Below are 20,168 nucleotides of genomic sequence, written 5' to 3'. Positions count from 1 at the left end.
TTTAAATATATAACTCCCAGAATTTCGGGAGTTTTTTTATATAAATAAAAATCCGACTCAGTTTTGAATCGGATTATTATTTTAAATCAAAGTGAGAGATTATTTATCTGTTTTCTGAGATTTAGATTTCAGGAAATAAGAAAAACCTAAATTAACACCAAAAGTATTTACCTGAGTTTTTACATCAACACCTGAATACGTTTCTTTGTTTGAAAACTGATCAAAAGAAACGCCTAAATTAATACCTAAAGACTGAGTAGCCATATAAGTAACTCCAGCTTTGGCTTTCCATGCAAGACCATCTGTTGTAGTCTCATCACTGAAAGTTTCACCTAAGAATTCTGTTTCTCCACTGTTTTTCACAGATGCATATCCTATTCCTGCACCAACATAAGGTACTAATTTGCTGTCATTTACAAAATAATATGTTGCATTTGGCATGATAGAAAAACTTGTTGTAGTAGATTTATCACCGTCATATTTAGTTGTAGCAGTCAAAAGATTTGCTTCAATACCGATTGCTAATTTATCAATAACAAAATATCCTACAGAAGGTGATACAGAAAAAGTGCTCACTTTGGGTCCGTCTTCAGACATTCCTTCTGCTTTAAATTTTGTGCTTACATTGTTAAATCCAGCACCTGTGTTTCCACTGAATACCCAGTCACCTTTAGTCATCTGAGCATTTGATAATCCGAAAAGTGCAACTGCACCAGTAAGTAATAGTTTTTTCATTTTAATGGTAGTTTAAAAGTTTTTATTAAGTTTAAAAAGTCCTGAGAACTAACTCAGGACTTAATTTTTGTATGTTTTTAGTAACTGTTAATTACTTTGAAAATACATATTTAACACCGATTGTAACTGAAGATAAGTTTAAACCGAAGTTATAGTTGTTGATCGCTTCAGCATTTTCCGGCTTAAAGTTGTTGTAACCAAATTCACCGATTGTAGCTTCAATAGTCCAGTTTTTATTTAAGAAATAATCTAAACCTGGTTTTACTGTCACCCCAACAGAAGTGTATTTTTCTTCAGAAGAGCTTGAATTTGTTCCTAAAGAACTTACTGTAGTATCTTCTGTTTTAACTTTACCGAATTCCATAGGAACTTGTAATTGACCGAAGATATATAATTTATCACCCAAAGTCCAATATTTTCTCACGAAAGGAGCTACTACGAATGCATCTTGAGTAAGTGTGCTTTCGTTAGTAAAAAATGTAGTTCCAACATTACCTGTAGTTGTAAGAGTTGCTTTATTGTTAGTATAACCTACTCCTAAACCAACTGCAGTATTTGTTCCAACGAAATAACCTACTGTAGGAAGAACGTTGAAGCTTTCTAATTTTGAATTATCATTATTATTTTCTTCCTGAGAATAACCAACAGATCCTGATAAATATACAGTTCCTTTAGCGATCTGAGCGTTTGATAAACCGAAAAGTGCAACAGCACTTGCAATCAATAATTTTTTCATTTTGAATAATTTTATACTTTCTGAGTGCAAATGTATAATGACAAAATCTAATATTAAAATTTGTTAACATGATAAAAATCACCCATGAACATTGACTTTTTCGGATTAAAATCAAATCAGTGAGAATTAATTAAATAAAATTTAAAGAAAGCAAATAAAAAACTCCAATTCTGCAATTGGAGTTTAATATGACCTGTTTTAAAAATATTTTACTTTAAAAAGAAATTGATTCCTAAGTTGACAGCTCCAAAATTGGAATCTACTCTTCTGTCTCTGTCGAAATCCCCTCTTTCACTGCCTATATTTTGGTATCCTAAATAGATTTCTGCTTTAGGCAACTGAAATCCTACTTTCGGATACACATATAAACCGCTGTCGATACCATCTTTAGTAGAAATCGCTCCACCAAGATCAAGACCAACGAAAAGAGGCAAACCATTAAATCTATACTTTCCTGAAGCCGCCAAAGGGATAAAACCGAAATCTTCCCATCTGTCTTTTCCGAAGAAATGTGAATATCCCGTTGCAATACCAACATCTAAGCCTTTCATCACGGTCCACATATATGCCGCATCAACACCCAATGTGAATGAAGCAAAATCTGCTGCATCACCAACCGGAGCACCAATGTGACCTCCCAATTTGAACCCTTCCTGCGCCTGAGCTGCTCCTCCAAACAATGCGAATGCACCTAATAATAGTAATTTTTTCATTTCTAATTATTTAAAGTTTATTATCAATTAATGATTCTCTACAGCAAAATAAATGCCGCAAGGTACCACACCATAAAAAAAGCAGGACAAAATTTGCCCTGCTCTATTATATTTATTAATTTTTAAATCTTAGTTTCCTCCGAATTTGAAACCAACACCAACTTGTAAGAAGCTGTTGGTAATCTTTCCTTCACTTTTAGAAAGATCTGATACACCATAGTTATATCTTGCATCAAAGAACAAACCGTTTTCCAACATGAATTCTGCACCTAAAAAAGGAGCAATGTTCAAAGTATTCACTTCATCTTTAATATCTACATCATCATCTCCTTCAAGTTCCAAACCAGGAATACCAATACCCGCATCTACAACAGTTTTTTGCTTTGCAGAAAGAATTACTCCAAAACTTGCACCTAAAGCTACCGAAAGATTTTCAGTAATAAAATATTTTGCAGAAACAGGAATTAATAGAGTTCCAAAAGTAATTTTTGTTTTTTCTCTAAAATAAACCTGTCCCTCACTCACGTTATAGTCTTCCTTTCCACCTAGAGGTGAATATAACAATTCTCCCTGAATACCAAATGTATCACTGAATTTATGTTCTACTAGTCCACCAACATAAAAAGTATGTGAAGGATCTGTACTTCTTTCCTCCAAGTCATCCTGATCTCCATCAACTTTTAAGGTGGTAAAAGAATATCCTGCTTTTACACCGAACCTTGTTTCCTGAGCTTTAACTGCAACTCCCATTAAAACGACAGAAGCAACCAATAATAATTTTTTCATAGTTTAAAGTTTTAACAAATTTTAAGAGGTCAAATATATCACTTTTTATAGAATGACAAAATATTTTCAAAAAAAATATCAAAACTTAAAAAAACTTATTCTTTAGACCTCTTATCTTCTTCATTGTACGCAAGAATGATTTTCTTTACCACAGGATGTCTTACAACATCTTCTTCAGTAAGGTAAACAAAGCCTATTTCTTTTACATCTTTCAGAATTCTCATGGCTTCTTTAAGACCTGAATGCTGTTTTGGCGGCAAATCGATCTGTGTTGGATCACCTGTAATGATAAATTTAGCATTCATCCCCATTCTCGTCAGAAACATTTTCATCTGAGCATGGGTTGTATTCTGGGCTTCATCCAAGATTACAAACGCATCATCTAAAGTTCGCCCTCTCATAAATGCAAGCGGAGCAACCTCAATAATTTTCTTTTCCATAAAACCCTCCAATTTCTCATGAGGAATCATATCTCTGAGCGCATCATACAAAGGCTGTAAATAAGGGTCAAGTTTTTCTTTCAAATCCCCCGGCAAAAAACCAAGACTCTCCCCTGCTTCCACGGCAGGTCTTGTCAGAACAATTCTTTTCACTTCTTTATCTCTCAAAGCCTTTGCTGCCAAAGCAACACTTGTGTACGTTTTGCCCGTTCCTGCAGGTCCGATCGCAAAAACCATATCTTTCTTCTCGGTTTCCTTTACCAGTCTTTTAAGATTGGTTGTTTTGGCTTTAATAATTTTTCCGTTAACTCCTTTTACAATAATATCCTGATCAAAAACCAGGTGTTTTTCATTTTCATCTTTCAGGTTAAGAAAATTTTCGATGTCTTTGAGACCGATAGAATTGTTTTTGGAAATAAAACTGACGATGTCATCGAGTTTCTGTTTAAATATATCAAGAGCTTCCTGATTACCCATTGCAAAAATATGGTGATCTCTGCCTGTGATTTTAAGGGTCGGAAAGCTGGATTTTATTAAATTGAAATATTGGTTGTTAACACCATAGAAGTTTTTTGAATCAATACCTTCTAAATCATACGTTAATTCAAACATGCAAATATTTTATTTTAGATTTTAAATTTAAAAGTTTTTTTTCAGATTTAAATCAAATTCTTATCCACAATATTTAAATCTTTTCCTTTATTTTAGATAAATTTGCAATTCTATCAGATTATTCATGTCAATTATTACCCTCACCTCAGATTTTGGACGTTTAGATTACAGAGTTTCGGCTATGAAAGGGAAAATTCTGTCTTTGAATCCTGAAGTAGACAGTATCGATATCAGTCATGATATTCAGGCATATAACCTTATTCAGACTTCTTATATTGTAAGAAATGCGTATCGCTATTTTCCTAAAGGAACCATTCACATTATTGCCGTTGACAGTTTTTTTCATAAATCAAGAAAAAATATTCTTTATAAAGCTGACGGATCTTATTTTTTGGCGGCAGACAATGGCTTGTTGAGTTTGATTTTTTTTGACATTAAACCTGAAGCAATCTACGAAATTACTTTAAACAACAGATTTGATGATGTTGTCAATTTTACTTCGACAGATGTTTTCGTTCCCGTTGCTGTACATTTGGCGAATGGTGGACTTCCGGAAGTAATCGGAAGAAAAATTGAGGATGTCAAACAGCTTTTATTTCCTAAACCAGTATACAATGAAGCCGAAAAAATGATCATCGGTGAAGTAATGTACATTGATAATTTCGGAAACATAATATCAAATATCAGTAAAGAATTCTTTGAAACTCTGGCTAAAGGTTTTGAAAAATTTACCATAAAGTTCAGAAATCTGAGTTTATCAAAAATTTATTCAAGCCACACCGAAGTGGTTACCGACTGGGACAGAGAAACCGAATACCATGGGCAATCCGCAGCCATTTTCAACGACAGCCAACAATTGGAACTGACCATTTACAAAGGCAGCAAAAAGAACGGTGCCAAAACCCTTTTCGGATTAAACGTCGGAGAAAATATTTACATCGAATTTTTCTAAAATTATCTATTTCATAAAAAAACCGATTTTTTTTATATATTTGTCAAAATCTAAAATTAGAAAATGGCAGAATACAAATTATTGCTTCCTTCTATGGGTGAAGGCGTGATGGAAGCTACGGTGATCACATGGTTATTCAATGAAGGTGATCAGGTAAAAGAAGATGATTCGGTAGTAGAAATTGCAACAGACAAGGTAGATTCAGACGTTCCGACACCAGTTTCGGGGAAAATCGTAAAAATCCTTAAACAAAAAGACGAAGTTGCAAAAGTAGGTGAAGCCATCGCTATTTTAGAAATTGAAGGAGAAAGCGGAAGCACAGCTACAGAAGAAGTGAAAACTGAAACTTCAGCTCCGGATGCAGAAACCATTAAAGCAATTGAAGAGCCTTTAAATCCAACTACTACTTCTCATGTAGAATTTTCGGGAGACCTTTATTTATCTCCACTTGTAAAATCTATTGCGCAACAGGAAAATATTTCTGAAACTGAACTAAAAACCATCAAAGGAAGCGGTTTGGAAGGAAGAATCACCAAAGAAGATATTTTATCACACGTTTCCAACAGAGGAAACCAACCACAACAAACAACTCAGCAACAAGCGGCTCCGGTTCAGACAGCGTCTACTCCACCAGCGGTGACTTCAGCTCCGGCTTCTACGATTTCTGTAGCTGCAGGTGACGAAATCATTCCTATGGACAGAATGAGAAAAATCATCGCTGAAAACATGGTGAAAGCAAAGCATATTGCTCCTCACGTGACATCTTTCATCGAAACTGACGTTACCAACGTTGTAAAATGGAGAGCCAAAAACAAAGATATGTTCGAAAAACGTGAAGGTGAAAAACTGACTTTCATGCCAATTTTCGTAAAAGCAATCGTAAAAGCTATTCAGGATTTCCCAATGATCAATGTTTCGATTAACGGTGACAATATCATCAAAAAGAAAAACATCAATATCGGTATGGCAACCGCTTTACCAGACGGAAATCTTATCGTTCCCGTAATCAAAAACGCAGATCAGTTATCACTTTCAGGTCTTGCAAAAGCAATCAACGATTTGGCTTACAGAGCAAGAAACAAAAAATTAAGACCAGAAGACACTCAAGGTGCAACATATACGATTTCTAACGTAGGAAGCTTCGGAAACCTTATGGGAACTCCTATTATTCCACAGCCACAGGTTGCGATTATGGCAATCGGAGCAATCGTTAAAAAACCTGCCGTTCTTGAGACTAAAGATGGTGATGTTATTGCAATCCGTCAGTTGATGTTCATGTCTCACTCTTACGATCACAGGGTGGTAGATGGTTCTTTAGGCGGAATGATGCTGAAACATGTTCATGACTACCTTCAAAACTGGGATCTGAACACAGAAATATAAGTAATGGAGTAATCGGTAATGAGTAATTGCCAATACTTTTAAATATAACCTTCGAAATTTTTTCGGAGGTTTTTTTGTTTAGTACACAAAGTTTGTCGTTTCGAAGGCATCTCGGTACGGCTTTTATATATGTTGTTTAGATTCCTCCGGGATGACAAACGTAGCGTTTGATGATAAATAAAAAGGCTATTGAATAAATAATTTTGATCAGGACTTTTAAATATTGTAACAGCATCTTTGTCATTCCACAGGAATCTAAATAAACTTTGTAGAGATGTTCACGGCATGACAAACTTCTCGTTAATTACTGATCATAACTACTCTTAAAAATTTTTATTGGATTAAATAATAACATCAGTAATTATAAATATCGAAATTATTAAACATCATTAACATCTAAAATTTTCATATTCATAAAAATTAAATTAAATTTGGAGTATGCGTAGAATTTTCATCTACTTACGAAACAGTCTTAAAAAATCATTCGACAACATCCGAAACGAACAACTGAAGCACAACCTTCTTCAGGCCATTCCTTTCTGGATCGGGTCAATAATTACCGGTTTTTTTGCCGTGATGTATGCTAAGATTTTTGCCTGGGGTGAAAAGCTATTACACTTGATGCTTGATTGGCACGACTGGATGATTTTTATCGTTGCACCAATAGGTTTCGTTTTGTCATGGTGGTTGGTAAAAGAATTTGCACCTAATGCAAAAGGCAGTGGAATTCCGCAGGTAATGGCAGCGGTAGAATTGGCAAATCCTAAAGAACACACCAAAATCAGAAGTCTTTTAAGTTTAAAGATCATTGTTTTTAAAATTATCTCTTCAGTAATTTTAGTCATCGGAGGAGGTGCAGTTGGACGAGAAGGACCAACTATTCAGATCGCAGGCTCAATTTTCAGAAAAGTCAATGAATATCTTCCGGAATGGTGGCCAAAAATCTCAAAGAAAAACATGATTATGACCGGAGCTGCAGCCGGATTGGCAGCCGCTTTCAACACTCCACTCGGCGGAATCGTATTTGCTGTGGAAGAACTTTCAAAAACACACATCAATTATTTTAAAACAGCCCTTTTTACAGCGGTGATTATTGCAGGTCTTACTGCACAGACTCTGGCTGGTTCTTATTTATATTTAGGCTATCCCAAGACAAATGATGTTTCACTGATGGTCATGTTTCCGATTATTTTAGTAGCCGGAGTTGCGGGAATTTTAGCAAGCCAGCTTTCGGTAACCATGCTTAAAATAAATGACTGGAAAAAAAGAAAATTAAAAACCGACAGAGCTAATGTAGCCTTTTTAATATTATGTGCTTTAATTATCGCTTTTATTTCCTTCTTCATCAGTAAAGAAATTTTGGGTTCGGGTAAAGAAATTATGGAACGTGTACTTTTCACTCAGAATAAGCATGAAGACTGGTATGTTCCGATTCTAAGAATGTTGGGTCCTGCCCTGTCTTTTACTTCTGGTGGCGCAGGTGGAATTTTTGCTCCGGCTTTGACGGCAGGTGCAAGTATCGGTTCGGTTATTTCAGGGGCAATTCATTTAACACCAAATGAAACCAATGTGGTAATTCTTGCAGGAATGGTGGCATTTCTTACAGGAATTACAAGAGCTCCTTTTACTTCAGCAATCATCGTTTTGGAAATGACTGACAGACATTCATTGATTTTCCACCTGATGTTGGCAGGAATGGTTTCTTCCATTGCTTCAATTTTAGTGAGCAGGCATTCTTTATATGATGTTTTGAAAGTTAATTTCCTTACTGAAATCAGAAATAAAAAAGATGAGGCTATTTAGATTTTAATTTTTAAATTGATTTAAACCATTTCATTGAATTAATTTCGTCATAATACATCTCATTTATTGTGTATTATAAATATAATTCATATTTTTGCACCTCGAAATAATTAACAAATTCATTTACATTATGAACAATTACGAAACTGTTTTCATTTTAACTCCCGTTCTATCTGATGCTCAGGTGGAGGAAGCAGTGAAAAAATTTGAAGATCTTATTAAAGAAAAAAACTGTGAGATTGTCACTAGAGAAAATTGGGGATTGAAGAAATTAGCTTATCCTATTCAATTAAAAAAGAATGGATTCTACACTTTGATCGAGTTTAAAGGTGAAGGAACTGTAGTTGCTGACTTAGAATTGGCATTCAAACGTGACGAAAGAGTAATTCGTTACCTGACTACAAAACTAGACAAGCACGCTGTAGAGTACGCTGTAACCAGAAGAACTAAACTAAAAGCTTCAAGAGCTTAATTACTAACCCAAATTTAAAAAAGACAAAGACATGGCAATAGATGATATGGCTAAACAAGCCTCTGCTGGAGGTGAATCTGAAGTAAAATTCCTTACTCCACTTGATATCAATACAAAATCTGAAAAGAAATATTGTAGATTCAAAAAATTCGGAATCAAGCACGTTGATTACAAAGATGCTGATTTCTTATTACAGTTCGTTAACGAACAAGGTAAAATTTTACCAAGAAGATACACCGGTACTTCTTTAAAATACCAAAGAAAAGTTTCTTCGGCTATCAAAAGAGCAAGACACCTTGCAATGATGCCTTACGTAGCTGACTTATTAAAATAAGACAAAAAAGAAACAAGAGAAAAGAGAAAAGATTTTTGATCTTTTTCTCTTTTTTTAAGTTGCTGAATAAATAATTAATTCTAACGATTTTTAGATTGAAGAAAAGAAATAATTTTTAAGACAACAGTCTTTTTTCTTTTTTCTTTGTTCTTTTCTCTAAAACTAAAAAACGGACAACAACAATGGAAATTATCCTTAAAAAAGACGTAGAAAATTTAGGTCTTGAATTCGATACAGTAAATGTAAAACCAGGTTACGCAAGAAACTTCTTGTTACCTCAGGGAATTGCTCTTTTAGCTACACCAAAAAACAAAGCGACTTTAGAAGCTACTTTGGAAGCTAGAAAAGAAGAAGAAGCTAAATTGGTTGCTGCTGCAAACGCTGTAGTAGATCAATTGAAGAAAACTTCTGTTACTATTCCTGCAAAAGTAGGTTCTGGTGACAAGTTATTCGGATCTATCAACAATGCAGATCTTTCTGCAGCATTGGCTAAAGCTGGTGTACAAGTTGAGAAGAAATACATCAAAATCCCAGGAAACACGATTAAGAGAACTGGTAAAGTAACTGCAGTTGTAAGACTTCACAGAAATGTAGAGTACAACTTCGAGTTTGATGTAGTATCTGATGCTCCGGTAGAAGCTCCAAAACCAGCTGCTCCTAAAAAAGTTGCAGTAGAAGAAACTCCTTCTGAAGAAGCTTAAGATTCTAAAGAGATTTTCTCAAATATATAAACCACTTCTTACGAAGTGGTTTTTTTATGGCTATACTTTGGCATATTTTTTACCGTAATTGATTTTCAATAAATAAAGAATGAATTATCAAGATATAATCCACTCCCAAAGGGAATTTTTCAACACGCAAAAAACGAAGAATGTAAAATTCAGAAAAATGTATCTCGAAAAGCTGAGAGATTTAATTATTCAGAATGAAAACCTATTGTATGAAGCAATTCATAAAGATTTCGGAAAATCTCAGTTTGAAACCTACGTTACAGAGATTTCATTTATTCTTAAAGATATTGATTACTACTTAAAAAATTTAAATTCACTTTCAAAACCAAAGAAAGTACCGACCAATTTATCGAATCAGATTGCGACCAGCAAAATCCACTCTGAACCTCTTGGCTGTACTTTAGTTATTGGTGCCTGGAATTACCCTTACCAACTTTCTTTATCGCCTTTAACAGCCTCAATTGCTGCCGGAAACTGTTGTATTCTGAAACCAAGTGAAATTGCCGAAAATACGATGAAAGCAATGGCGAAAATCATCAATGAAAATTTTCCTTCGGAATACATTTACGTTTTTGAGGGCGGAATTGATGAGACAACAGAAATTTTAAGATTAAAATTTGATAAAATATTTTTCACCGGAAGCACAAAGGTTGGCAAAATCGTGTACAAAGCTGCCGCAGAACATTTGACACCTGTAACATTAGAGTTAGGTGGAAAATCGCCTGTCATTGTTACTAAAGAAGCAAACATTGAAGTTGCTGCCAAAAGAATTGTTTGGGGCAAATTTTTAAATGCCGGACAAACCTGCGTTGCTCCAGATTATATTTTAGTGGCGGAATCTGTGAAAGAGCAATTTTTAGAAATGCTGAGAAAATATATCAACGAATTTAAATATGAGCCAGATTCTCAACAATACACAAAAATTATCAACAAGAAAAATTTTGAACGACTGGTCCAACTGATTAATCCTGATAAGATCTATCTTGGAGGAAAATATACTGAAGAAAATCTTTACATTGAACCAACCATTTTAAATAATGTCAACTGGGAAGATGATGTCATGCAGGAAGAAATTTTTGGCCCGATACTTCCGGTAATTTCATTTACCAATTTTCATCAGGCTTTAAATTCAGTTTTAGAATTTGAAAAGCCTTTATCAGCATATCTTTTCACCAATAATAATGAAGAAAAAGATTTGTTTACACAAAAATTATCTTTCGGAGGCGGTTGTATCAACGATGTAGTCATGCATTTAGGAAACGACAATCTTCCGTTTGGCGGAGTCGGAAATTCAGGAATGGGAAGTTATCACGGAAAATTCGGTTTTGAGACTTTTTCGCATCAAAAAGCAGTTTTAGATAGAGCAACGTGGGGCGAACCGGATCTGAAATATCCTCCCTACTCTGAAAATAAAATCAAATGGATCAAGAAACTTTTATAAATAAAAAACCGAGAAAATTCTCGGTTTTATTGTTATGATTTTGTAGTCCAGGTACTGAAAAATTCTTTTACTTTTTCAAGACTGTACCCTTTTCCTTCTTCCAGAACATCACTTTGCTGCACGTGAATCATCTTTCCGTTTTGATCTAAGACAATAAACACAGGATAACCAAATTTATCTCCCGGATTTCCGTATTTAGAAAAAACTTTTTCGTTTTTATTTTCCGGTGAATAATTCAGATGGTAATACAGATAATTATCGTCTACCAATTTTTTAAGCTCAGGAGTTGTCTGTACATATTGGTTGAATCTCAAACACCAGATGCACCAGTTTCCTCCTGCCTGAATCATAATATTTTTTTTCTCCTTTTTAGCTTTTGCTACCAAATTTTCAATATCTTTTTCAGCATCGGCTTTGGCATCATAGGGTTTTGGGAGTTTGGCTTTTTCTTCAGCAGCTTTTTTCCTAGCCTCAAGTTCCTGCTGATCAGTTTTTACTATTAAAGCTTTATCATCAGATTTTTTTACTGTCGGAATTTCTTTTGTATTTTGAGCAAACACTAAACTTCCGATTAAGAGAAATCCCAGGATTGCTATGTTGTTTGAAATCTTTTTCATAACTAGACTATAATTGTTTTAAAGGCATATGCAATCGCGCGCAATCGGTATTTGTGCGTTTAAAACACGGCGATTTCATACCATAAAATTAAAAAAATAATACTTATTTTCAGCAAAAATGAAACCATAATTTTATTATTGCTAAATTTGTAGACTTTATGAATTTTCTGATCAAAATACTTTACTTAATTTCGAAGATGCCGCTTAAAATATTATATATTTTTTCGGACATTATTTTCTTTTTAAATTATAATTTTGTCGGTTACAGAAAGAAGATCATTACACAGAATCTTAAAAATTCATTCCCTGAAAAATCGGCTAAAGAAATTGCGGAAATAAGAAAGAAATTTTATTTAAATTTTTCAGATTACTTAGCTGAAACGATTAAGTCTTTCACTATGTCTGAAAAAGAGACTAAGGTAAGAATGCAGCATATCAATCAGCATCTCTTTCACGAAGCAAAGGCAGAAGGGAAAAATATTATATTACTTGCAGGTCATGTCTTTAATTGGGAGTGGATGAACACTTTGGCGACCATCGTTCCTCAGGAAAATTGCCATCCGGTTTACAGAAGAGTAAACAGTAATTTCTGGGAAGATCAGATGAAAAAAGTGAGAAGCAAATTTGGCAATGTAGCTTTAGAAGCCAATGAAGTGATTCTTAATATTTTCAGGAATAAAAATGACGGCAATTCGATCTATTTATTCGTTGCCGATCAGACTCCGCATTCTTCGCATGTCAACTATGGTTTAGAATTTCTTAATCAAAGAACACCCGCTTTTATCGGTTATGATAAATTGGCGACAAGAATGGACATGGTATTTCTTTATACTGAAATGAAGAAAGTAAAACGTGGTTATTACCAGATTAATTATTACAGAATCGAGCCAGACGGCGAAAAATTCGTCAATAATGAGGTGGTCAGAAAGTTTCATCGTTTACTGGAAAATACCATTAAAAAAAGGCCCGACAATTATCTCTGGTCACACAGAAAGTGGAAATATCAGGATTCTATCAAAACGTTTGATTCAGAAAAAATTTAAACATTAATGTCAGAAAATTTAGCGATTGTCATTCTCAACTGGAACGGAAAAAGCTGGCTTGAAAAATTTCTTCCAGGCGTAATCAGCTATTCCCAAAATGCTGAAGTATGTGTTATTGATAATTTTTCTACGGATGATTCTGTCAACTTTCTTCGAACTCAATTTCCCACAGTCAAAATCATAAGAAATAATAAAAATTACGGTTTTGCAGGTGGTTATAATGAAGGTTTAAAATCAATTGATGCAGAATTTTACTGTCTTCTGAATTCCGATGTAGAAGTGACAGAAAACTGGATTGATCCTATTTTAGATTTGTTTAAAAAAGACATTCAAATTGCAGCAATTCAGCCAAAAATTTTATCATTTACAAATAAGAATTATTTCGAATTTGCCGGAGCCGGAGGCGGATTGATTGATAATTTAGGGTACCCTTATTGCAGAGGCCGTATTTTTGACGATGTGGAAGAAGACAAAGGTCAATATGATGACGAGTCTGAAATATTCTGGGCTTCGGGATGTTGTTTATTTATCAGATCTAAAGATTTTTGGGAACAAAATGGCTTTGATGAAAGATTCTTTGCCCATCAGGAAGAAATTGATTTGTGCTGGAGATTAAAAAATTCCGGTAAAAAAATATACTATACCGGAAAATCAAAAGTTTATCACGTAGGTGGCGGAACTTTAAACAAACAAAGTCCTCAAAAAACTTTTTTAAACATCAGAAATAATCTTTCAATGATGTTGAAAAATTTACCGTTTCCAAATCTGGTTTGGGTATTGTTTTCAAGAATGATTCTCGATGGGGCGGCAGCTTTTTATTTTGCTTACAAGAATGGTTTATCTCATCTTTGGGCTGTTCTACGGGGACATTTTGGCTTTTACATACACATTCCCGGAACTTTAAAACTTAGACAAAATAATCAGATTAAAAACTACTATCAAACTGAATGGCTTATTTTTAAGCATTTTTTATGAGGTAAAAAAAATTGAAATTATCTATAAATGGATTTCTGCGCAATAGATTTTGAAACGGCTACCCACGAAAGACATTCGGCTTGCGAGCTGGGAATCTGCGTGGTTGAAGATTCGCAGATTATCTCTACCAAAACATGGCTCATCAAACCACCCAGTTTCCCCTATTTTAATCAAAGAAATATTGATGTGCATGGTATTTTGCCAAATGATGTAAAAGATGCACCGACTTTTGATGAAATTTGGTATGAAGTACAGGAAATGATGTACGGAACTTTAATGATCGCCCACAATGCGAGCTTTGATGCAGGAGTTCTAAGAAGTTGTCTTGATTATTATGGAATGTTTAAACCTAATTTAAACTATCTCTGCAGCATTCAGTTGGCAAAAAAATCTTGGAACTATCTCCCAAAATATGGCTTAAAACATCTGGCAGAAACACATCAGATCAAATTTAACCACCACAGAGCCGGAGACGATGCAGAAGCCTGTGCGAGAATTTCTTTATTGGCTTTTGAAAAACTATTCATCACCAGGAATGAGGAAATTCGTGAGAGTTTCCAATCTAAGCTAAAAAAACTTTAGTCAGATATTCTTTAATTGATAAGTACAGCCGAAAGCAGATTAAATTTAGGAATATCAATTTCAAAATTATCCTGCGTTTCTTCATTTCTCACCAAATATTTGCCGCTCATATTTCCAACTCCCGAACGCAGCATTACATTAGAAAAATAAGCAAACTGATCATGAGGAACTATTTCCGGAGTGAGACCGATTACACCATCCCCTACAACTTCTGTAAACCCGAATCCTACATCGAAAATCAGCCATTTTCTTTTCAGAATTTTTATCGGGAAGTCACCTTCATTTTCTATCACGATGTTGTATTTAAAAACAAATCGGTTTTCAGAAGGGTACGAATTTTTGCTATCATATTCAGGCGTCACAGACACCTTAATATTCGAAGTAATTTTTGAAAACATTTTGTTCGTTTTTTTATCTGATACAAAAATCTCGCCTTTTTTTAGGAAGGCGAGATTGTAAATTTATATTGAAATAATCAATTAAAGCTCTAATCCTTTCTTCTCATCACCGCCAAGTAAAAACTCAACAGGATTGTCAATACCTTCTTTTACAGCAACCAAGAATCCTACAGACTCTTTTCCGTCAATAATTCTGTGGTCGTAAGACATCGCAACGTACATCATCGGACGAATTACTACCTGCCCATCAACTGCAACCGGTCTCTGGATAATATTGTGCATTCCTAAGATTGCAGACTGAGGAGGGTTGATAATTGGTGTTGATAACATTGATCCGAAAGTACCTCCGTTTGTAATTGTAAATGTACCACCAGTCATTTCGTCAACTGTAATCTTACCGTCTCTTACTTTTACCGCTAGGTCTTTGATGTTGGCTTCAACACCTTTGAAAGACATATTTTCAGCATTTCTCAATACAGGAACCATCAATCCTTTAGGACCTGAAACTGCAATTGAAATATCGCAGAAATCGTAGTTAATTTTAAAATCACCGTCGATTGATGCATTCACATCCGGATATAATTTAAGAGCTCTTGTAACCGCTTTTGTGAAGAAAGACATGAAACCAAGTCCTACACCGTGCTTCTGTGCAAATTCTTCTTTATATTGCTTTCTTAATCTGAAAATTTCAGACATATCAACTTCGTTGAAAGTCGTCAACATTGCCGTTTCGTTCTTTACAGAAACCAATCTCTGAGCGATTTTTCTTCTAAGAACTGAAAGCTTTGTTGTTGTTGTAGATCTTGTACCTGTAGCTGTTAAAGAGTTACCTCCCATTGCAGGAACAGCAGCCAGTTCAGCATCAGTTTTTGAGATTCTTCCGTCTCTTCCAGATCCTGAAACCTGAGAAGCATCAATTCCTTTTTCGTCAAGAATTTTCTTTGCAGCCGGAGAAGGAGAACCTGTAGCATAAGATTGAGGAGCAGCAGGAGCTGGTTTTGGAGCTTCTTCCTGTTTTGCAGGTTCAGCAGCTTTAGGCGCTTCTTCCTGTTTTGGAGCTTCTGCAGCAGGAGCAGCACCACCTTCAGGTTTAGCAGCATCCATATCAATTAAACAAACTACCTGACCTACCTGTACAACGTCACCTTCTTCAGCTTTTAAAGTGATGATACCACTTTGTTCTGCAGGCAATTCAAGAGTTGCTTTGTCTGAATCTACTTCAGCGATAGGTTGATCTTTTTCTACGTAATCACCATCTTTTACAAGCCAAGTTGCAATTTCAACTTCTGTAATTGATTCGCCCGGTGAAGGAACTTTCATTTCTAAAATTGACATATTGAGTATTTTTTATTTTTTAATTGAATATTATTTTAAATTAAGCGGTAACAGGTCTTTTTGCAGGAGCATCATCTCTGTCAAAAACTCTGTTGATCACCAAGTTCTGGTTTTTCTCAAACATTTTGTGACTTCCGGGAGCCGGAGCACCACTTGCAACCGGAGAAATTACCTGAATTCCTGTATCTCTGAAATTTCTTAAGATGTAAGACCAGGCTCCCATGTTTTCCGGTTCTTCCTGAGCCCAAATAATGGATTTCTTGTTTTCATATTTAGCAAAAACAGCATCGATAGCATCAGTCTGAAGAGGATACAACTGTTCAAATCTCACTAACGCAACATTTTCACAATTTAATTCTTCTTTTTTAGCTAATAATTCGAAGTACAATTTACCTGAACACAATACCAGTTTTTCAACCTTTTTAGGATCAGCTGTAGGATCATCTAAAATAGGCTGGAATCCTTTTTCTGAGAAATCTTCAAGCGGAGAAACCACTTTAGGATGCCTTAGCAAAGATTTCGGACTCATTACAATTAATGGTTTTCTGAAAGACCATTTCAACTGTCTTCTCAAAAGGTGGAAATAGTTTGCAGGTGAAGTGATATTCGCCACAACCATATTTTCATTAGCACAAAGTGTTAAGAATCTTTCCAGTCTTGCTGAAGAGTGCTCTGCTCCCTGCCCTTCTGAACCGTGAGGTAATAACATCACCAAACCGTCCTGAATCTTCCATTTTTCTTCTGCAGCAGCTAGATATTGATCAACAATAATCTGAGCTCCATTTACGAAATCTCCAAACTGAGCTTCCCAAATCGTCAATGTATTTGGAGATGCCATTGCATAACCATAATCGAATCCTAAAACTCCATATTCTGAAAGATGGGAATTGAATACATCAAATCTGTTTTCAGAAATATGTCTTAGTGGAATATATTCTTCTTCTGTATCTTCAGTTTTAATGACAGCGTGTCTGTGAGAAAAAGTACCTCTTTCCACATCTTCACCGGAAATTCTTACATTGTGTCCTTCTGTAAGCAATGTAGCATAAGCCAACCATTCTCCTAATGCCCAGTCTAAAGAATTGGCATCAATCGCTTTCAGACGGTTATCAAAAAGTCTTGTAATTTTATTGATGAATTTTTTATCAGCAGGAAGTGTAGACATTTTGATTGCCAACTCTTTCAATTTAGCTAAATCATATTTCGTATCAACAGCATTCTGAACGGCTCCTCTTTTTGCAATCGGGAAATTAGTCCAGTCTTCTGACATGAATAAATCCATTACGTTTTTTTCAATCTCTTTGGAAGCGTCAAAATCTTTATCTAAAAGAGTTTTGAAATCAGTTTCCATCGTTTTAAGAACTTCATCAGAAATCACGCTGTCCTGAATCAATTTATCTTTATAAATTTCTCTTGGATTCGGGTGTTTTGAAATTAGTTTATATAAATTAGGTTGTGTAAATCTTGGCTCATCCCCTTCGTTATGACCATATTTTCTGTAGCCTAATAAATCAATATATACATCTTTACCAAACTTCGCTCTGAAATCAGCCGCAAAGTGGATTGCATGAACTACCGCTTCAGCATCATCAGCATTTACGTGCATTACAGGAGATTCTGTAACTTTAGCAATGTCTGTACAGTATGTTGAAGATCTTGCATCAGCATAATTGGTAGTAAACGAAACCTGATTGTTCACAACAATATGAACAGTTCCGCCTGTCTTGTAACCTTCCAGAGTCATCATCTGAGCAACTTCGTAAGCAATTCCCTGTCCGGCAAGAGCTCCGTCACCGTGAATAACGATTGGTAAAATTTTAGAAAAATCTCCTTTATATCTGTCATCTACTTTTGCACGGCAAATACCTTCTACCAAAGCTGATACAGTTTCTAAGTGAGACGGGTTCGGAGTTAGGTTAATAGAAACCTCTTCTCCTGATGCCGTTTTTATTTTTTTAGATGAACCTAAGTGATATTTAACGTCCCCTGAGAACACATCTTCTTCAAATTCTTTTCCTTCAAATTCTGAGAAAATCTGTTTGTAAGATTTTCCGAAAATATTAGATAAAACATTTAATCTTCCTCTGTGAGCCATCCCAAGAACAACCTCATCAACTCCTAATTGAGAAGATCTTGAAATCAGCTGATCCAAAGCAGGAATAAGGGTTTCACCGCCTTCTAGTGAGAATCTTTTCTGACCTACAAATTTTGTGTGAAGATAGTTTTCAAATGCTACAGCCTGGTTTAATTTTAGTAAAATCTCAGTTTTTTCGTTGGCATTAAGGTTTGGATGATTTTCGTTTACCTGAATCCACTGTTTGATAAAGTCTTTCTCTTCAACATTGTTGATGTAAGTATATTCTACACCAATTGAATCACAGTAGATTGTTTCAAGATGTCTGATCAGCTCCTGTAAAGTTGCAGGACCTTTCATGCCTGTTTCTGTAGCGCAGTTGAATTTTGTATTTAAATCTGATTGATCTAAACCAAAATTTTCTATATCTAAAGTTGGCGTATAATGCCTTCTTTCACGGACAGGATTGGTTTTTGTAAACAAGTGACCTCTCGTTCTGTAAGCCTCGATAAGATTTACCACCTTAAATTCTTTTTTGATATGCTCCGGGACCTCACCATTGGCTGCTGCCTGTGAAATTTGCTGAACTGCAGGTGCAGAGTTTACAGAATTCTGTACAGTCTGAATACTGTCGTCATCACTATAGTTCTCCAATGCAAAATCAAAGCCTTGAAAAAAGGCTTTCCATGATGGTTCTAAAGAGTCCGGGTATTTTAAATATTGTTGGTATAAATCCTCAATTAACTGAGAATGAGCTGCGTTTAGGAATGAAAATCTGTCCATTATTACAGTTTATCTATTATTAAATTTTGTTAGTAATATTAATCTTCAAATTTAATAAAAAAAACCGACTTTGGGCAGTGCCAAACTATTAAAAAAAATATAAAGAAATGATTTGTATCATATTTATTTATAAACAGATAGAGAAAGCTTCATATTGACATCTTTATCTACTGCAGGCTGTTCTATAAAAGTCTGATAAATGTCGCCATATCTCATTTCGTCGGCTTTTGCTTTTTGCATTAACTGCTGTATTGCTTTTACTCTTCCGGCATAGGTTCCTTTGTAATAAATCACATAATTTTGGGTGGGATTGACAGATCTGAAACTAAAATTATTATCATTTACCCCAAATTTCTTTGAAAGGGGAATTCCGAAATAATAAGAAACCTCATTGTCTTTAAAATTGTCTGCGTCTGTAATCAGAACCGGATAACCAAATTCGTCATCTTTTTTACCTAAATCCATCGTCACAAAATTGTAGACTTTATTATAATTCATCACAATATTTCTGTACAATGCATCTTTTTTATTTGAAGTGCTTACACTGATTCCCAAGAGCATTCTCGCCTCTTCATTTTCAACCATCAAACTATCGTATTTTATGGAAGCCAACTGGTTGTCTTTTGACACTTTATTTCCTAAAACGTTTTTTAGATTCACCATACTTTTTTCAATATTTTCGGTGAATTTATCTTCCGTCCAGAAGTTTTGAGCTCTCGTCAAAACAGATAATTTCGGAGTGTGTACAAACCAGGTAATTTTTGTCTTTTCAGCAGACAGAGGTGTGAATTTAACATCAATTAAAGTCGGATTTTCATCTTCATCTTCAAAAAGCTGATATCTCAATGTTTTTTTTGGGTTTTCATAACGGATAAACATTTCGCCGCCGTCTTCGCTCTTAGGATCATTATAACTGATCGCACTTCCCTGCCCTTCGTATGGTGTATAATAATCAATGGTAATGGTTTTTGAACTCGTAAAGAAATTATTCCACCTTGTAAAATGCTGGAGATTATTAAACTGATTATACACTTTATCCAAAGGAAAATCTACTTCTTTCTCTACTTTGAAGCTTTTGCTTTCATCCACGAAATAATACATGGAAACAGCATAAGCTCCCAAAAGGAAAATGACAATTACGGCTATGATTTTGAAAAAACGCATCACGCAAAAGTAAGACAAATAAAAAAAGTGACCAATATATTGATCACTCTTGTGTTATT

The 20,168-nt window shown here is 34.9% G+C and carries 20 protein-coding genes; 10 read left to right on the top strand and 10 right to left on the bottom strand.

From position 1 onward, the window contains the following. Positions 1-99: 99 nt before the first annotated feature. The 5 genes from AC4FQ5_RS05510 to AC4FQ5_RS05490 all read right to left on the bottom strand — a co-directional run bounded on the left by AC4FQ5_RS05510 (position 100) and on the right by AC4FQ5_RS05490 (position 4,022). Positions 100-735, bottom strand: a complete 636-nt coding sequence (locus AC4FQ5_RS05510) for an outer membrane protein (protein ID WP_491141489.1) — start codon at positions 733-735, stop codon at positions 100-102. A gap of 91 nt (positions 736-826) precedes the next feature. Continuing rightward, positions 827-1,471 (bottom strand): outer membrane beta-barrel protein, encoded by a 645-nt coding sequence (locus AC4FQ5_RS05505; RefSeq protein ID WP_491141488.1) that lies wholly within the window; start codon positions 1,469-1,471, stop codon positions 827-829. A gap of 209 nt (positions 1,472-1,680) precedes the next feature. Then, the gene (locus AC4FQ5_RS05500; protein WP_491141487.1) at positions 1,681-2,184 is read right to left on the bottom strand and encodes a hypothetical protein; all 504 of its coding nucleotides are present in this window, start codon (positions 2,182-2,184) and stop codon (positions 1,681-1,683) included. A gap of 129 nt (positions 2,185-2,313) precedes the next feature. Beyond that, positions 2,314-2,970, bottom strand: coding sequence for a porin family protein (locus tag AC4FQ5_RS05495; protein ID WP_491141486.1), 657 nt, complete (start codon positions 2,968-2,970; stop codon positions 2,314-2,316). Between the two features lie 95 nt (positions 2,971-3,065). Then, positions 3,066-4,022 carry a PhoH family protein gene (locus AC4FQ5_RS05490; RefSeq protein ID WP_491141485.1) on the bottom strand — a complete coding sequence of 319 codons (957 nt, stop codon included), beginning with the start codon at positions 4,020-4,022 and terminating at the stop codon, positions 3,066-3,068. Between the two features lie 124 nt (positions 4,023-4,146). On the opposite strand from AC4FQ5_RS05490, the gene AC4FQ5_RS05485 reads away from it, so the two are divergent. From AC4FQ5_RS05485 to AC4FQ5_RS05455, 7 genes are all read left to right on the top strand, one after another. Beyond that, complete coding sequence (locus AC4FQ5_RS05485) at positions 4,147-4,974, top strand: SAM hydrolase/SAM-dependent halogenase family protein (RefSeq protein WP_491141484.1); 828 nt, start codon at positions 4,147-4,149, stop codon at positions 4,972-4,974. 63 nt (positions 4,975-5,037) lie between these two features. Next, positions 5,038-6,357 carry a dihydrolipoamide acetyltransferase family protein gene (locus tag AC4FQ5_RS05480; RefSeq protein ID WP_491141483.1) on the top strand — a complete coding sequence of 440 codons (1,320 nt, stop codon included), beginning with the start codon at positions 5,038-5,040 and terminating at the stop codon, positions 6,355-6,357. Positions 6,358-6,795: 438 nt separating this feature from the next. Further along, the gene (locus AC4FQ5_RS05475; RefSeq protein ID WP_491141482.1) at positions 6,796-8,160 is read left to right on the top strand and encodes a chloride channel protein; all 1,365 of its coding nucleotides are present in this window, start codon (positions 6,796-6,798) and stop codon (positions 8,158-8,160) included. 130 nt (positions 8,161-8,290) lie between these two features. Then, a complete protein-coding gene (gene rpsF, locus AC4FQ5_RS05470; RefSeq protein WP_264750155.1) occupies positions 8,291-8,632 on the top strand; it encodes a 30S ribosomal protein S6 in 342 nt (113 codons plus the stop codon). Between the two features lie 31 nt (positions 8,633-8,663). Next, positions 8,664-8,966: a 30S ribosomal protein S18 gene (rpsR, locus tag AC4FQ5_RS05465; RefSeq protein WP_262989655.1), complete on the top strand. Its 303-nt coding sequence runs from the start codon at positions 8,664-8,666 to the stop codon at positions 8,964-8,966. 182 nt (positions 8,967-9,148) lie between these two features. Beyond that, complete coding sequence (gene rplI, locus AC4FQ5_RS05460) at positions 9,149-9,667, top strand: 50S ribosomal protein L9 (protein ID WP_491141481.1); 519 nt, start codon at positions 9,149-9,151, stop codon at positions 9,665-9,667. A gap of 109 nt (positions 9,668-9,776) precedes the next feature. Next, entirely contained in the window at positions 9,777-11,138 is a 1,362-nt protein-coding gene (locus AC4FQ5_RS05455; RefSeq protein WP_491141480.1) for an aldehyde dehydrogenase, read from the top strand. Positions 11,139-11,170: 32 nt separating this feature from the next. Here AC4FQ5_RS05455 and AC4FQ5_RS05450 read toward each other — a convergent pair whose 3' ends face one another. Beyond that, positions 11,171-11,755 (bottom strand): thioredoxin family protein, encoded by a 585-nt coding sequence (locus AC4FQ5_RS05450; protein ID WP_491141479.1) that lies wholly within the window; start codon positions 11,753-11,755, stop codon positions 11,171-11,173. A gap of 158 nt (positions 11,756-11,913) precedes the next feature. Here AC4FQ5_RS05450 and AC4FQ5_RS05445 point away from each other — a divergent pair, with 158 nt between their 5' ends. The 3 genes from AC4FQ5_RS05445 to AC4FQ5_RS05435 are packed head-to-tail and all read left to right on the top strand — an operon-like array spanning position 11,914 to position 14,355. Continuing rightward, on the top strand, positions 11,914-12,798 hold the full coding sequence (locus AC4FQ5_RS05445; protein ID WP_491141478.1) for a lysophospholipid acyltransferase family protein: 885 nt from the start codon (positions 11,914-11,916) through the stop codon (positions 12,796-12,798). 6 nt (positions 12,799-12,804) lie between these two features. After that, complete coding sequence (locus AC4FQ5_RS05440; protein ID WP_491141477.1) at positions 12,805-13,773, top strand: glycosyltransferase family 2 protein; 969 nt, start codon at positions 12,805-12,807, stop codon at positions 13,771-13,773. 27 nt (positions 13,774-13,800) lie between these two features. Continuing rightward, positions 13,801-14,355 carry a 3'-5' exonuclease gene (locus AC4FQ5_RS05435; protein ID WP_491141476.1) on the top strand — a complete coding sequence of 185 codons (555 nt, stop codon included), beginning with the start codon at positions 13,801-13,803 and terminating at the stop codon, positions 14,353-14,355. A gap of 11 nt (positions 14,356-14,366) precedes the next feature. On the opposite strand, the gene apaG is transcribed toward AC4FQ5_RS05435, so the two are convergent. From apaG to AC4FQ5_RS05415, 4 genes are all read right to left on the bottom strand, one after another. Then, positions 14,367-14,753 (bottom strand): Co2+/Mg2+ efflux protein ApaG, encoded by a 387-nt coding sequence (gene apaG / locus AC4FQ5_RS05430; protein ID WP_491141475.1) that lies wholly within the window; start codon positions 14,751-14,753, stop codon positions 14,367-14,369. Between the two features lie 81 nt (positions 14,754-14,834). Further along, on the bottom strand, positions 14,835-16,088 hold the full coding sequence (gene odhB / locus AC4FQ5_RS05425; RefSeq protein WP_491141474.1) for a 2-oxoglutarate dehydrogenase complex dihydrolipoyllysine-residue succinyltransferase: 1,254 nt from the start codon (positions 16,086-16,088) through the stop codon (positions 14,835-14,837). A gap of 40 nt (positions 16,089-16,128) precedes the next feature. After that, the gene (locus tag AC4FQ5_RS05420; protein WP_491141473.1) at positions 16,129-18,945 is read right to left on the bottom strand and encodes a 2-oxoglutarate dehydrogenase E1 component; all 2,817 of its coding nucleotides are present in this window, start codon (positions 18,943-18,945) and stop codon (positions 16,129-16,131) included. 123 nt (positions 18,946-19,068) lie between these two features. Continuing rightward, complete coding sequence (locus tag AC4FQ5_RS05415; RefSeq protein WP_491141472.1) at positions 19,069-20,109, bottom strand: SRPBCC domain-containing protein; 1,041 nt, start codon at positions 20,107-20,109, stop codon at positions 19,069-19,071. Between the last annotated feature and the right edge of the window lie 59 nt (positions 20,110-20,168).

This window comes from Chryseobacterium sp. DT-167, from assembly GCF_058310155.1.
This window is presented reverse-complemented; position numbering and strand designations above follow the sequence as displayed.